Annotated in this window: 11 protein-coding genes and 1 tRNA gene; 2 read left to right on the top strand and 10 right to left on the bottom strand. The window is 52.9% G+C overall.

Annotation, left to right across the window (positions count from 1 at the left end):
* Positions 1-52: 52 nt before the first annotated feature.
* The 3 genes from F1728_RS29865 to F1728_RS29875 all read right to left on the bottom strand — a co-directional run bounded on the left by F1728_RS29865 (position 53) and on the right by F1728_RS29875 (position 3,618).
* Positions 53-1,060 (bottom strand): DUF1559 family PulG-like putative transporter, encoded by a 1,008-nt coding sequence (locus F1728_RS29865; protein ID WP_155367061.1) that lies wholly within the window; start codon positions 1,058-1,060, stop codon positions 53-55.
* A gap of 69 nt (positions 1,061-1,129) precedes the next feature.
* Complete coding sequence (locus tag F1728_RS29870; RefSeq protein WP_194242596.1) at positions 1,130-1,966, bottom strand: DUF1559 family PulG-like putative transporter; 837 nt, start codon at positions 1,964-1,966, stop codon at positions 1,130-1,132.
* Positions 1,967-2,082: 116 nt separating this feature from the next.
* A complete protein-coding gene (locus tag F1728_RS29875) occupies positions 2,083-3,618 on the bottom strand; it encodes a DUF1559 family PulG-like putative transporter (protein WP_155367063.1) in 1,536 nt (511 codons plus the stop codon).
* 371 nt (positions 3,619-3,989) lie between these two features.
* Between F1728_RS29875 and F1728_RS29880 the strand changes: the two genes are divergently transcribed.
* Complete coding sequence (locus tag F1728_RS29880) at positions 3,990-5,261, top strand: lactonase family protein (protein ID WP_155367064.1); 1,272 nt, start codon at positions 3,990-3,992, stop codon at positions 5,259-5,261.
* A gap of 64 nt (positions 5,262-5,325) precedes the next feature.
* Positions 5,326-6,039, top strand: a complete 714-nt coding sequence (locus F1728_RS29885; RefSeq protein ID WP_155367065.1) for a methyltransferase family protein — start codon at positions 5,326-5,328, stop codon at positions 6,037-6,039.
* Between the two features lie 1,213 nt (positions 6,040-7,252).
* Here F1728_RS29885 and F1728_RS29890 read toward each other — a convergent pair.
* The 7 genes from F1728_RS29890 to F1728_RS29920 form a co-directional block, all read right to left on the bottom strand.
* Positions 7,253-7,337: transfer RNA gene (locus F1728_RS29890), tRNA-Leu, on the bottom strand.
* A gap of 113 nt (positions 7,338-7,450) precedes the next feature.
* Positions 7,451-8,236, bottom strand: coding sequence for a sensor histidine kinase (locus F1728_RS29895; RefSeq protein ID WP_155367066.1), 786 nt, complete (start codon positions 8,234-8,236; stop codon positions 7,451-7,453).
* Positions 8,237-8,819: 583 nt separating this feature from the next.
* Positions 8,820-9,821 carry a glycosyltransferase gene (locus F1728_RS29900; RefSeq protein WP_155367067.1) on the bottom strand — a complete coding sequence of 334 codons (1,002 nt, stop codon included), beginning with the start codon at positions 9,819-9,821 and terminating at the stop codon, positions 8,820-8,822.
* 319 nt (positions 9,822-10,140) lie between these two features.
* A complete protein-coding gene (locus F1728_RS29905) occupies positions 10,141-11,334 on the bottom strand; it encodes a hypothetical protein (RefSeq protein ID WP_228030408.1) in 1,194 nt (397 codons plus the stop codon).
* Between the two features lie 12 nt (positions 11,335-11,346).
* Complete coding sequence (locus tag F1728_RS29910) at positions 11,347-12,627, bottom strand: glycosyltransferase family 2 protein (protein ID WP_155367068.1); 1,281 nt, start codon at positions 12,625-12,627, stop codon at positions 11,347-11,349.
* Positions 12,624-13,208, bottom strand: a complete 585-nt coding sequence (locus F1728_RS29915) for a serine O-acetyltransferase (protein WP_155367069.1) — start codon at positions 13,206-13,208, stop codon at positions 12,624-12,626. Before F1728_RS29915 ends, F1728_RS29910 begins: the two co-directional genes overlap by 4 nt.
* A 26-nt stretch (positions 13,209-13,234) precedes the next feature.
* The gene (locus F1728_RS29920) at positions 13,235-14,641 is read right to left on the bottom strand and encodes a glycosyltransferase family protein (RefSeq protein WP_155367070.1); all 1,407 of its coding nucleotides are present in this window, start codon (positions 14,639-14,641) and stop codon (positions 13,235-13,237) included.
* Positions 14,642-14,656 lie beyond the last annotated feature (15 nt).

Genomic DNA, 14,656 nt, shown 5'->3' on the forward strand with positions numbered 1-14,656 from the left:
GAAATAGCCTTAAGGTACTATCGATAAATATGTTATGGCGATTTAGTGCCGCTCAGAAAATCGGCAGGCTCTGACCGTCTCGATGCTGGATTGCCAGACTGAGCGTTTGTGGCGAAATACTGGTCGGAATCGTGCGCAGTGCACCATCACCCATGATGCACAGGAATCCCCCATTGCTAGCCTGTCCCAGAGCGCTGATCGGATTACCGGGATTGAAGGGCAGGTCGATCGGCTGTGTCCAGGGAACCGCTTTGTCCGGGCCTGCTTTGACCGCCAGGATCACGTTGGAAACACCATCGGTGAAACTTCGCATGCGTAAACCCTGACCGCCGTTGAACGGGGTGTCCTTGCCTGAGAAGGTCATCACGGACGTGAAGCCCGGCTGCAGGGTATTTTCTGTCCGGTAGACATCCGGCATTTTGGTAATCAAGGCTTTGTTATGCGGACTGTCCCAGGGCTCATCCAGCTTGAACTGCTGATACAACTCCGTCTGTCCCAGAAACGGGAGCAGATGCACCCGCCAGCTTAAATTCGGTTTGCCATCGGTCAGATGCGCATCGGCGTACGGGAATCGCGTGAAGGAATCGTGATAGTGATGAAAGGCCAGCCCGATCTTTTTCATGCTGTCTGCCTCTGACGCTTGGACCTGTTGCGAATTGCCTCCATTCATTTGAGAGTTGATCATGTCGTCCGCCTTATCGGTGATACGCTTCATGATCTTGCCTCCCGGAGCGCCCCAGGTCAGCAGAAAATAACCTCCGCCCCCCAGCAGCAGAACCACGGCACCGATCGCGATCAGCGGCCCCGGTTTGACTTTGGAAGCCGTCTGTTTCTTCTGCTTGGATTTCGCCGACTTCGCGGGGCTTTTCTTCCGCCGTCGTGTCGGTGGCGAATATTCCATTTCTTCTTCTTCATCGAGCGCTTCCAGAAAATCATCGCCCGCGGGAACCGGGATTTTCATCACCGCTTCGCACTCTTTGCATTTGATTTTCTTACCGGCTTTATCGTCGCCGACTTTATATTTCTTACCGCACTGCCTGCATTCAAAACTGATGGTCATGGTCGTCTGGGGGTCTTTTCAAAAAACTACGTGGGTTGGGTGTGATGAAAACATGATCGTCGTTGACAGTTATTCTTTCTGACCCGGTTTGACTTCGATGGCGTCCCAGTCAATCCGTGTGAAGTCCTGTGGACCGATCATCTCTTTCCACTGAGCGTCTTCCAGATCCTTTTTAACGAGTGATATGGATCCATCCCCTTTCAGAATCGCAACCTGTGAAGCAGTTTCTCCCAGTTCGGCTTTTGGCTCTGTTGGGTTCAGACCACCCGGTTTGGTCCACTTGATAGCTTTATCGGGGCCCACTTCGACCACTATGATCGTGTTCGAAGTGCCATCCAGCGCGTCTCGCATACTGGCTGGCTGACCCAGCGGAAACAATGTGGTCATTTTCTCATCTCCCTCACCATCTTTTTCCCGCTTACCATCAAATACCCGAAAGCGGGACTTGTTTGAGTCAGCAGGTATGTCCGGGGATTTAAATACATCAGGCATATTCTTCGCCAGTGGTGCATTGTGCGGGCTGTCCCAGGCTTCATCTAGCTTGAACTGATCATACAACGGCTTCTGGTCCATATAGGGCAGGAGATGCACCCGCCAGCTGACCTTCAGCCGACCATTCTCATCATAATATTCTGGATGTTCCTCCTGAGTGGGCAGGAAGTGTAGTGTTTTATCGTACAGATTATGAAACGCCAGACCAATCTGCTTGAGCTGATTTCCAACAGCCTTGAAACGTTCGGCGGTCATAGGTTCACCCGCTTTGGTCATCATCTCCGGGGCGATCTTTGGCTCTTCCGGTTGAGCGTCCGTCTCTGCCGGTGCACCAGTCTCGGTGGCAGCTTCTTCCGTCGTTGGAGTCGCAGCAGGCTGTTTCTGGCATCCGCTGGGAACTGTGACTGCTAGCATCAGCAACGCCATTAGCAAAATTCGATTCTGAGTATACATTCTCGTCTCCATGGTTCTGTCAGAGAGGTTGTCTTTAAAGTGAAAACAGCTGAAAAAATCAGTTGCTGTTTCCAATCTTATTCAGGTTTGTAAGAGGGCAGATCTACTGTGATCACATTCCCGTCTGCCGGCTGAATCAGATTCGCCAGCGTTTTCGCCGGGATGTTCGCAGGAATCCCCCTTGTCGAGCCATCCATCATCACAGCGGGGATCACAGGCGTGGTTAACTTTCCGAGAGCTTTGACCGGGTCAGCAGGATCAAAGGGCAGGTCTTCCGGTTTCGTCCAGGGTACCGCTTTATCCTCAGCAGCGATCACGAAAAAGATCGTATTGGAAGTCCCGTCAGTGATATCTCTGATACGTGAGCCCGATCCTCCCGGAAACGGCGTCTTTTCTCCGGAAAATGTCATCACACGTGTCTCGCCAGGCTTACCTGCGGAACCAAACTGATAGATCGCCGGCATTTTTTCCACTAAGGCTTTGTTGTGGGGGCTGTCCCAGGGCTCATCCAGTTTGAACTGTTGATACAGCGCCTCCTGTCCCATGAAAGGCAGCAGATGCACGCGCCAGCTCAGATTGGGTTTGCCGTCGACGAGATGTTCATCCGCGGGGGGAAAACGCCTGTATTTATCGGCATAGTTGAAAAACGCCATGACGATCTCGCGAAGCTGTTGCAGGACCTTGATCTGACCCGGCTTCAGAGTGGTATGGACGATGACGAATTCTCGGTAGTCAACGACGGTAGCATCATCCGGACCAATCAAGGCTTTCCATTGCGAGTCATCGATATCCCGTTTGAAACAGAGAGTCGCGCCATCGGCCAGCAGTACCGGAATGCCTCGACCAGCGGCTCCGAATTCTTCCTTCGGATGTTCCAAATTCAAACCACCGGCCCGAGTCCACTCTACAGCTTTGTCCGGACCTGCTTCAACAACCATAACGGTATTCGAACTCCCGTCTCTCACATTCCGCATGGATACAGGTTTACCGACGGGAAATATGGTAGATGGCGCCTCTCTGCCTCTGGAGTTTTTTCCCCATTGTCCTTCAAAGACACGGAAGCGGGTCTTGTCTGAACCGATCGGAGTATCGGGAGAGCGGTAAACCTCAGGCATCTGCTTTGCCAGCGGTGCATTGTTTGGACTATCCCAGGCTTCATCCAGTTTGAATTGATCGTACAGCGGCTTCTGGTTCAGAAAGGGCAGAATGTGGACCCGCCAGCTGACTTTCAACTGACCATTCTCATCGTAATATTCAGGATGTTCTTCCTGTGATGGTAAGAAAGACCGGTTTTTATCATGCGAGTAATGCAGGGCCAGGCCAATATCTTTCAAGTGAGCTTTCACCTCCTGATAACGTTCGACCGTCATCGGCTCCCCTGGTTTCGTCACCATCTTGGGGTCGATGGTCTTTTCTTCCGCAGTGGCAGTATCTTTCGAGGATGACTGTTCGGCAGACGAAGCTGAGGAGTCGTCTTTTTCCGCCTGGGAGTCGCCGGGCTGAGGCTTTTGACAACCTGTAGAAACCAGCAGCAGGATCAGACAGAGAGAGAATGTAGACAGACAGCGGTTCCAGTTCCCCGGAAAAGCAGGGAGTGAGCGAGTAGCAGACATGTAGGCAAACTTTCAGCTGAGTCAAATTGGATCAGACCCCGCGCGCATGGAGGCTCTGATGAAGCGAAGTTTGTGCCTGCCTTCGTTCTGTGAGCGTGTGCCTTTCGACATCAGAGAGAAGTCATTTAAGTCTATCTTCCACTTTGGGTTCAGGCAAGTTAAATGCGGACAAAGAATCACACAGGCCGGCGATCCGACATACTGCAGGCAGGAGGCCGGGTTGAGAGAACCAAAATCTGTACACACCCCGGCCAGGATCCGATTTTGTCTCCCAAAGAATCGGCGATTTCAGATGCATTCTCTCCCCACGCGAGCTATGATCGAAGCCCGACAACCTGAAATTTCTCCTGATGATAATAGAAACTCACACCATGCAATCTCCCGAAACATCCCGCCGCTCGTTTCTGAAAACATCTCTCGCTCTGACCGGAACTTTTCCACTGGTCGCGGGACTGGCCTACGCGGAATCAAAATCGTCCGACAAACCCCTGATGGCCTATGTCGGCACCTTCAGTTCTCCGCTTCAGGATGTGCTCGATACCCAGGTCGACCTGCCACCCGGCAACGGACGCGGCATTCATCTTTTCCAGATCGATCGCGAAACGGGAGCGATGACTCCCGTCGGCATTCAGCGGATGGGAACCAGCCCCAGTTGTCTGGCCGTCAACGCGGAAGGCACACGCCTTTATTCGACCAATGAAACCGATCGGGTCGGCAAGGAGAAGCATGGTTCCGTCTCCGCTTTCAAGATCAACCGGGAAGACGGCTCGCTCACACAACTCAACAAGGTCAATTCAGGAGGAGATGGACCAACCTATGTCAGCGTCCATCCGTCGGGACGCTATCTGCTGATTGCGAATTATTTCGGCGGTTCGATTTCCGTACTCCCCATTCTGAAAGATGGCTCACTCGGCGAAGCCACCGATGTCAAAAATGATGCCGGCAAAATCGGTCCCACCACAGCCACGAACGCGCCCGAAGGCAGCTTCGCCTTCAGCGGTCACGATCATACGCACGCTCACATGATTCAGGCCGATCCCTCAGGACGCTTTGTGTTTCACGTCGATCTGGGCTTGGACAAAATCTACATCTGGAAGTTCGATGAAAAAACGGGCAAACTCTCGCCGAATGATCAGCCTGCGATCTCTCTGCCTCCCGGCGATGGCCCCCGGCACTTCCACTTCCATCCTAACGGACGCTGGTTCTATTCGATCCAGGAGGAAGGTTCGACACTGGTACTCTTCGATTTCGATTCAAAGGCTGGCACACTGACCGCTCGGCAGACCATCTCGACACTGCCGGAAGGTTTCAAAGGCAGCAACTTCTGCTCGGAAATTCTGGTCTCGGAAGACGGGAAGTACGTCTATGCCGGCAACCGTCTGCACGACAGCATCGGCATCTTTTCCGTCGGCGCAAACGGCGAACTGACCTGGGTAGCTGATGAATGGACACGCGGCAATTATCCCCGCAGCTTCAGCTTCGACCCGACCGGCGAATTTCTCTACTGCTGTAACCAGCGGGCCGACAGTGTGGCCGTATTCAAAGTCGATAAAGCAACAGGCAAGCTGCACTTCACAGACCATTACGCCGCCGTCGGCAACCCCTCGCACATCGTCTTTCTGGACCTGGCGAAGCAAGCTTGATGCAGGGGTTAATATGATCCAGACTGGATTGCTGAGTTCGTAAGCGAGAAATGAGGAACGATTCATGGCCGCTGACAGTGACTCGGAAAAAACACCTCAGGGCATCAATCGCCGCCGTCTGGTTCTGGATCTGATTGGCCTGCCAATCTTCTTCGCTCTGTTTATGTTTCTGCCGGCGGGAACATGGACATGGTCGAAAGGCTGGTTGTTCATGTTCTTTCTGCTGGTAGTCGTCTCAGCAGGATTCGTGGTTCTTCAGCGTGTGAATCCGGAAGTCATTGTCGCGAGAAGTCACTTCCACAAAGGGACAAAACAGTGGGACAGAATCCTGCTCGGTTTTTACTTTCCGTCGATGCTGGCCATCGTCCCTATAGCGGCTCTGGACGAGGGTCGATTCCACTGGTTTCCCGTCCCGTGGTGGATCTGCATCGTCGGCTATTTTTTGCTGCTGGCCGGGATGGTAATCGTCACCTGGGCCGAAGCCGTGAACAAGTTCTTTGAAGTCACCGTGCGGATTCAAACAGACCGCGGGCAGGCAGTGATCGACACTGGCCCTTATGCCATCATGCGTCATCCCGGCTATGTCGGGGGAATCCTCACCGCGATCGGTATGCCGCTTTCATTAGGTTCCCTGTGGGCCTTAATTCCAGCCGGTATCGCCTCACTGGTGTTGCTCGTGCGAACCCACTGGGAAGACCAGACCCTGCAGACAGAATTAAGCGGGTACCGCGAGTACGCGCTGCGGGTGCGATATAAACTGATTCCAGGCATCTGGTAGTGAAACCAAGATCTTCCGCAGAAGCGGGCATTCTCAGACAGCCCCGCCAACATCATGAGAAGTTCCAGGTTTCAGGTATCCAAAAAACCTTAGAACACAGCGGAGGTTTTCACATCATTCCTGTCGGAATTTCAGTAGGATGACAAAATGCACTTGAAAATATTATTGCCCAGATACCCAGTCAGTGCACTTAAATCGAAGATGGAATTCAATCTGCTCATTCGCGATGAGCATCCAGATATTAAAGATGGGCTTTGCAGTGAGGTAATTTGGTCTATATGACTGCATTAAAAATTATGAAAAAAAATTCCTAATCGCTCTCAGAAATCCTGCCGGCAACTTTCTTCTCGAACTCTGTCAGGTCCTGCACTCGAGTCAGTGATTCATCGGCCGCTTCCTGCAGTCCAACCAGTACAGTGGCAGAGAATGTTAGTCCGGTGACGAGAAGACCAAGTATAAATATCCCAAGCGTACTCATTTTTCAAGGCTCCTTCCTTGCAAGATCAGACAGCCGAAAGAAAGAATCGAAGGGACCCAGATTCCTACAAATAACCCTTCTTCTCGCTGGCCACTGAACCAGAGCGACACTGAAAAGAGGAATGAGATGAAGGCGGCGATAACGAACAGGAGTTTCCCAAGTTTTTTGCGTTTCACAGTTCCTGTAGACCTTTATGTCGATGAAATGCGGAGAAGCTTAACACTCAGCCGTCAGGATCCTCTATAGCGATAATCGATGAGAATGTCGCGATGAATACAATCGCAAATACGACCACGCCAAGTTTGAAGATTTCCAGATCGTCGATGGTTAAACTTCCTGATTTGAAGAAATTGCTGGCACGTTTATCTTTCTAGAACATCAGGCAGATCTGCCAAGTGTTTAATGTGCTGAGAAACGGAACCGGGAAGTATCTATTCAGGTTAGCGCGTACCAGGACTGCAGGATCAGGTGAAGTTGATTCCACTGCAGGAGAATGGAGTGAACTAGAACTTTGACTGGGGTACTGATTGCAGGAAGAGGAGAATTCTATGATGAGGGGAAAACATTTTTTGATGTGTAGCCTTGCGCGTGTGGGCCTGTCCTCCTGTCAAAACAGTTTCAAAAAAATGCAATCAGGTACAAGTCTGTCTGAGTTTGCATCTGGCTGCACGGCCCACAAACACAAAAACCCGACGGGAAAGGCTAAACACCATTTCCTGTCGGGTTTTTTCATAGTACCGGAGGCGGGACTTGAACCCGCACGGGGTTTACCCCCACTGGATTTTGAATCCAGCGCGTCTGCCGATTCCGCCACTCCGGCTTGAGAATAAGAGTATATATTATAACGCTTTATGAAATTCAATGGAAACAGGCAAAAAACTCGGATCCCATTGACCGGCTCAGAATGGCCCGTTGCCTGAAAAAGGCCTCGAATCAGGCAGCTTCGATGGCTGCTGCCGAGAGTGGGAATTTCAGCGTGAAAGCAGTCCCTTTACCAATGGCACTCTCAACACGGATGCGTCCGTTATGGGCCTCCATGACCTCTTTGGCCAGTGACAGGCCCAGACCAGTGCCTCCCTGGCCGTTCTCGTCTGCTTCTTTGGTCGTGTAAAACTGTTCAAAGATATGGTGCAGCTGCTCGGGCGGAATACCAGAACCGCTGTCGCGCACGATCACCTCTGCCAGGTTCGATTCCGCATTCACACGGACCGCCAGATCGAGTCTGCCGCCGCCCGGCATCGCCTGACGGGCATTCACGATCAGATTGACAAGCACCTGCTGAATCTGGTTCGGATTTAAAGTGACTTCCGGCTGAGCATCGAAATGCGTATGCAGATTAACGCGGTTCATCGAGAGGTCTTTTTCCACCAGGGCAATCACGCTCTTGACCAGTACGACCAGATCGACCGGTTCCTGGCGACTCTCATTACCGCGGGCATACGAGAGCATGCCGGTGGTGATCTTGGCGGCTCGCTGACCAGCGGAGAGAATCTTGGTAAACGCTTTATCCCGGCGTTCTTCTTCTTTGTGACGCAGGCCCAGCTTCGCGTAATTGATCACGGTCGTGAGAATATTGTTGAATTCATGCGTGATCGATGAAGCCAGGGCACCCACGGAGCTCATCTTCTGTGCCTGAATGAGCTGCTTCTGGTAATCCTGGACTTGAGCTTCCAGCTCTTTGACGCGGGCTTCAAGATTTTCGACGGTTTGCTGAGTCATAAACCTGACACATCCTTGTGAGGCGAGTGAGTTGTAATTTCGAACACCCATTTGATTCAAGTTGCACTTGAAGCGGGCGAGTGTTTCAGCTGAGCTATCTACTTAAGAATATCGGCTGCCGCAAATCGGCAATCCAGAACCTGAGCAGCCACCTGTTACAGTCGATCAAGAATGAAGCCCTCAGATCCAGTTATGTAAACAGGCCTAGGCGGGGGGGATGGGGGCTATGGGATGGGATCAGCCATCAATGGGCCTCAATATGTAGGCGTGAAAGCCACAAAACTATGTGGAAGGAGGCTCAGAGCGGATTGCCAAACGACATCTCCGCATTAGCAACAGGCGTTAGTAACCTGCTGCAAAATAGAGGATTACGATGGGATTTTGCTGCGGAACCCTGCTGACAGCCTGGGTACCGCAGCTGGAACAGACCTGACAGAGCTCCGTATCCGCAGTAGTTCAGGAAACCGTTGTCCTTAGCGCAACGGATTCACATATCTATCCGGAAAAGGTTCTGCAGGGTGCCTGGGGTGTGCTTCTTTCCAGGTTTGACTTTCAGCACCGGACCCATGTCAGGCAATCTGATTTAAGCGGCAGCCCGCTCTTCTGCAGGACCCTGATCCTGTTGTTTGTCTGCCCGACTCTGGCGTTCCGCACACTGAATCCGATAGGCGATCTCTTTGGCGATTGCCTGATTGAAGTTGAGCTGGAACTGCTGATACGAGAACTGGGCAGCACAACACCAGCCGATCACGGACTGGCAACGCTGCGGACGGAGCTCCAGCTCACGCATCGCTGAGATCAGTGAGGCGGCGCTCTGTTCGGCGAAGTGGATTCCACTCCCCAATCCATGCTGTTCAAAGCAGATGACCGACTGGGCTGCTTCACAGCCTCCAAAGATCACCACCGGGGCACCACAGCTCTGTGCTTCCTGGGCAGACAGATCGAAGTCAACATCCCGGGGACAGATCACTGCTTTACAGAGCCGATATTGATCTCGCAGAGTCTGATCATCAATGGGACCAATGATTTCTACCTGAGGCTCATTATGAACGGCAGCAGGGACCTGTTCTGCAGGAATCCCGATGATCGACAGACTCTGTTTGAGAGCCACACAGGCATCAACGGCCAGTTGCTCTTGCGCAGTCCAGGGACCGTCGACAACCAGCAGGTAGAACTCACTCCGTCTTTCATAACCGGAACTGAAAAAATCGGTTTCAACGGGGGGGCGCACAAATGACGTGAAACGATCACGGTTCTGATTCAAAAGTGTTTTGGTCGGTACAACGAATTCCACTTCAGTCAGTGAGTTAACCAGCTGGTGATCGATAGGCTTCTGATTGCTGGCGATCGGTTCCAGGTAGCACATATGCAACTGGTGGTCCTGGCATTTGATCGAGGCGGCTGCTTCGAGGCTCGTACTGATGATCAGATTCGCCCGGGAGACATCCACTTCCTTCTCCGGGGAAAAGCCGGTTCCGAAGCGGGCAATCGTGGAGGAATGAGGCCAGGTCTGATTCAGTGCTTCCCAGATACTATATTCAATGCGCGTATGAGATACGCCTGTGTGCACTAAGATCACACTCATGTTGTTTCCTCCTTGAAACGATGATGAGTCTGAATCAAATCCTGTTGTTATTCTGCCAGCAGCGACTTCACCGCAGAATACGCTTGAGGGAAGCTCAAAGAAGGGGGTGATGTATTTAGTAACTCAAGTCAGACAACAGAGAAAGGACTCAATTTTAGTACCGCGGTTGTCGGCCGCAGAACCGATAGAAAAACAGGGGAAGACAAGCCAGTTGAGAATCACGGACCGTCTGGGCGCTGATATTGACAAATCTCGAAAATCTGGTCAATCCGAATCTGCCCGGATTCTATAATGAAACGGGTGCCTGCTCCACTTTTTCTCAGACTGGAACAGCCGTTTCCTGGTGGGAAATGGGGTGAATCGCTTCAAAATCGGGCGTTGTGTTTCCCTGTTCCGCCTGGTGAATCAGCGCTGCCATTTCCCACGCGGTCACGTAATAATATTTCCACTCCGGATGCCGGGAGGCTTCGCGACGCAATTCTGCATGAAACGCCTCCGTTTCCGGTCCCAGCAGAGTCTCCAGATTACCAGGTTTGGCGCCATGGGTGTGCAGCTTGATAAAGGTCCAGTCGGGCCGGCCTGCCACATGCACATCTGCCGCCAGCCAGTGCCGGAAACGTGAGATCGTTGCCGGACGCCCACCGTGCAGGTCCGAGTTCTCAATCCCGGGCATGAATCCCCATTTCCGTTGATTCCAGTCGAGTCCCAACGGTCCCTGGATCATTAGCAGGCTGTCCCGCTCGGGAGTCTGACCAACGTGCGCGAGCGTACCTGCATCGTGTGATTTACATTTGCCAGGCTGATTCTTCGCATAATAGATGCTGTTGATGATGCGTGTCTGGGTGTCACTGGGAGCTGAAGGCATCGTCAGGTCGGCGTAGCAGCCTGTCTCCAGCAGCACATCGATTTCATTGTCGACTCCGCACCAGCGACCATCCGGACGCGAGTTGCACAGGGCCCAGTTTCCGTGAATGAAACTGTAGAGAATCTCTCCCGTTGCGGGATCCTTGCGCAGCAGTCCATGTCGTTCGTAAAGCGTCTTGCGAAAATCATTCATTTTCTGACGCAGCCCCTCGGCCGTGTCATTGTCGTGGTGCAGGTGGATCTCCACATCGCCGAATCCCTGTTTACAGAGTCGCGCCAGGCGATCCAGGTACTCGGGCTGATACTGATCCTGTGGAAAGAAGAACGTATGTTGAGGCACCTGTCCCCGCGAATCACTGAAACGCGAGAAGCGGGCCGGATATTCTTCACACCAGCGGTCCACGCGGGCGATCGCTTCCGCTTTCTGTGGTTTTCCCCATTCGGGTTCATAGTGATCGCAGACCGCGATGAAGATATGCCGGGGCTGTTCCGGAGTAAATTTGACCGGCCGATCCTGCCTCTTCTGAAACAGATAAGCGGGCAGCCAGTACTGCATGTTCCGGGCACGAATCGCCAGGGAAACGCAGCCGATGCACGCCATCACCAGCAGGCTGAGCATCGCGATACAGGCAAACAGAAATGTATTCATGACGGATTATCTTTATGAATGATGAGAGGGAATATTATTCTCAATGGTTTCCACATCGATGTCGCTCTGCTGTTCCAGCGAAAACGCTTCATCGACAGGTACCACACGGGTGGCACTGCGTTCGGTCCGTTCCCAGGTGCCGGTCTGTCGCGTGAAGAGCCAGCGAAACAGGCCAATTCCCAGTGCCAGGTTCATCTGCACGAACATGCCCGGAACCCGACAGAGTTTACGGAGCACGCCCCCTCGATTCGCGAGTTTCATACCCAGGAAGGCAGACAGATAAAACAGTCCCTGGCCCAGTAATGTGATCTGGTAGAGTGTCTGATTCAACAGGCACAGATTCGCCAGCAGTGCCACGGTCATGAAGACCGGACAGAACCAGCGCAACAGTTTGTGTGACCAGAAGGCAAATGCGATGTATCCATATCGAGGACTCAGCAGCCCCTTCAGGTGTCGTAAACTTTGAAAACCGCCGGTACCGATGCGGACACGACGTTTGAATTCTGCCTGTACCGAAGTGGCAGATTCCTCGGTCGCGAAGGCACTGCCGTCATAGATCAGACGACGGCCCATCAGATGGACTCGCATCCCGATTAGAAAATCGTCAATGATCGTTTCCGGAGGAATCGGCATGTAGATCGACTTGCGTAAGGCATACAGTGCACCATTCACGCCCAGTACGGCTCCGAGGTTCGTTTCACACTGTTTCAGGAAGTTTTCATATTTCCAATACAGGCCATCCACATTTTTTCCCGTCTCTGAATCTTCGAGAATCAACTGCCCGCAGACACCGCCGATGGTTTCATCGTCAAAGTGCTGTACCAGTTGTTTGAGGCACTGTGGATCCATGTGGGTATTGGCATCAGAGAAGACCAGGATTTCACCGCGGGCCGCCGGTACACAGTCATTTAAGACCGATGACTTGCCCCGGCGTTCTTCGAACTGCAGCAGACGCACGCGGTCATCCTCATACATGGTGACCAGTTCGCCCGTCAGGTCTTCGTTCCCGTCGCAGCCGATCAGGACCTCAAGTTTGTCGGCAGGGTAGTCCAGCTGCGCGAGATTATTCAGACGATCGAGAATGACATTCTCTTCCCGATAGGCGGCGATAATAATCGACACAAAGGGGAGTTCCCCCGCCGTTGCCGTTTCGCTTTGAATGCTTTCTAAGTCTTCCGCCCGTCGGGAATGACGCCGTGAAAGCAGCCAGATCAGCAGTGGATAGCCGACATAGGCGTAGGCGATCAACGCGACGGATCCCCAGAAGAGGCTGATGAAGAGTGTGGATATCATGGTGCCACCTTTGGCTGATGTTGTTTGTAGGGGAGTTCGGCTTGATTGATTTCTGGTCTGCTGACAGGTTCCGTCTCCTGATGAACCTTAATCACTTTCGCAGGAATCCCGCCGACAGTGGTGTGCGCTGCGACGTCTTTCACAACGACCGCATTCGCCCCGATCTTTGAGTGCGATCCAATTTCCACCGCACCAATCACCTTGGCTCCCGCACCGATAAAGATGTCCGATCCCAGTCGAGGCGATGTGTTGCGTTCCGCACCGATGGTCACCTGGTGTTCCAGTTTGATGTCATCGCCGGCCTTGACGGAACCGTTAATCACGATTCCCTGGCTGTGGATGATCACCAGACGGCGACCGAAATCCGCACCGCGTCCGATGATGCACTGGCAGAAGATCGCATTGCATTTGTTGAAGATCATGGCCAGCGGCGCCAGTTTCCAGGCACTCGCCCACTGCATCAGGCGGTACCAGAGCATCGCCATCGTGCCGTCGGTCAGGCACGTTTTCAGCAGGCTCCGCGCAGTCACACTGCCGTAGCACCATTCTGATTTTGCTTTCAGATCTTCCCAGAATTTCATGTTCAGCCCATTTCGATTCGAATTAATCAGATCCGGTGATGGACCAGTTGGTTTAACAGTTCCGCCAGTTGTCCTGCCTGGTGTTCCCGCTGGAACCGATCCCGTTTTTCCGGATGAGGCATTGGTGAGACCGTTTGGCCATTCAGACGATTGACCAGCCAGTGAGCAAGTTTGTCCGTTTCACTGGCACGGAAATTCCCTTCCGGCCAGAAGTCCTGCAGAATGCCCGCCGTTTCTCCCGCGGGAGTGATCGACAGGATTTCCCGCTGGATTGCCAGGTATTCAAACAGTTTCGCCGGTGCCACACGATCGGCGCCTTCCACATCGCTGAGCAGCAGGCAGAGTGCATCCGCGGCTGCCATCTTTTTCAAGGCTTCGTGGTGGGCACAGTAGTCTTCGCAAATCAGCGTGCAGTCCGTCTGGTTCAGACGATCCAGGACTTCCCGCTGTTCGGGAGTCTTTCTCCCAATCACCTGCAGTTCCAGATGTTTCAGGATTGCTGGCTGGGACTGATGTACGGCTTCAATCGCCCGCACCAGTGGTTCAATCGTGGTCAGGTTCCAGAGTGTTCCCGTATAAACAATCCGAAACTTTCTGCCACTCTCTGGTGAATAAGTCGATGACGTCTCATGCGGCGTGTCAAAGTCATCCGGATCGTAGCCGTTATAGATACACTGTCCGACAGGCGAGGCTCCAAACTGCTCCGCCCGGTCCAGCAGACGCTGTGTGCTGGCTTTTGTGGTAGCGACAATCGCGTCTGAGTGACGCATGACCTTTTTCTGTAATCGGGTCTGAATCAGATCCGAGATCCGGTCCCGCTGATGGTTCTCCAGGTACTTGCTGCTCAGATCCCACTCGTCACGGAAATCCGAAATCAGTGGCAGGTGGAATATTTTTTTGAGTTTGCTGGCCAGGATCAGGTTCGAATAGGGTGGGGCGGTCGCCAGGATGGCATCGTGGGGGACCCGCTTCAACAGACGCTTACCGGCCTTGAGTGCATTCGGATACCAGAGAATCTGCGCGTCGGGCTGCAGCAGCATTCCCGCACCCGCTTTGACCACCTTTTTGCAGGATGACTTGAGCGAACCTGACAGGCTCACTTTCTGCGCCCCTGCCTGCTTCTGGGCCATATTCTTTTTGAGTGTGTAGTCCGGTTCCCAGGTCCGTGCCTTTTCCAGATGGGTGCCTTCAGGAATATCGACCAGCAGGCTGTTATCGAACACCGGTACCGAAGGGTTGGCAGCCATCAGTACGCTCACATCCCAGCCAAACTGCTTCAGGTATTTCACAAACTTGACGGGACGCTGTACGCCGGCACCGCCAACCGGGGGGAAATGATAGCTCACCAGCAGCAGTCGCTTACGTGACTCCTGTGGACGCGGCTGTTCTCCCGAATCGGACAGATCGACAGGTTGAGAGAGGATGGTAGACATTAATCAGAAATTCCT

Origin of the sequence: Gimesia benthica, from assembly GCF_009720525.1 — a bacterium.
In the GTDB taxonomy this organism is placed as follows: Bacteria; Planctomycetota; Planctomycetia; order Planctomycetales; family Planctomycetaceae; genus Gimesia; species Gimesia benthica.

What these genes read in the sequence shown, in the direction of transcription:
- F1728_RS29865 (WP_155367061.1), bottom strand. Translation starts at nt 1,060, where the DNA reads ATGACCATCAGTTTTGAATGCAGGCAGTGCGGTAAGAAATATAAAGTC.
- F1728_RS29905 (WP_228030408.1), bottom strand. Translation starts at nt 11,334, where the DNA reads ATGAATACATTTCTGTTTGCCTGTATCGCGATGCTCAGCCTGCTGGTG.
- F1728_RS29880 (WP_155367064.1), top strand. Translation starts at nt 3,990, where the DNA reads ATGCAATCTCCCGAAACATCCCGCCGCTCGTTTCTGAAAACATCTCTC.
- F1728_RS29875 (WP_155367063.1), bottom strand. Translation starts at nt 3,618, where the DNA reads ATGTCTGCTACTCGCTCACTCCCTGCTTTTCCGGGGAACTGGAACCGC.
- F1728_RS29920 (WP_155367070.1), bottom strand. Translation starts at nt 14,641, where the DNA reads ATGTCTACCATCCTCTCTCAACCTGTCGATCTGTCCGATTCGGGAGAA.
- F1728_RS29870 (WP_194242596.1), bottom strand. Translation starts at nt 1,966, where the DNA reads ATGCTAGCAGTCACAGTTCCCAGCGGATGCCAGAAACAGCCTGCTGCG.
- F1728_RS29885 (WP_155367065.1), top strand. Translation starts at nt 5,326, where the DNA reads ATGGCCGCTGACAGTGACTCGGAAAAAACACCTCAGGGCATCAATCGC.
- F1728_RS29915 (WP_155367069.1), bottom strand. Translation starts at nt 13,208, where the DNA reads ATGAAATTCTGGGAAGATCTGAAAGCAAAATCAGAATGGTGCTACGGC.
- F1728_RS29895 (WP_155367066.1), bottom strand. Translation starts at nt 8,236, where the DNA reads ATGACTCAGCAAACCGTCGAAAATCTTGAAGCCCGCGTCAAAGAGCTG.
- F1728_RS29900 (WP_155367067.1), bottom strand. Translation starts at nt 9,821, where the DNA reads ATGAGTGTGATCTTAGTGCACACAGGCGTATCTCATACGCGCATTGAA.
- F1728_RS29910 (WP_155367068.1), bottom strand. Translation starts at nt 12,627, where the DNA reads ATGATATCCACACTCTTCATCAGCCTCTTCTGGGGATCCGTCGCGTTG.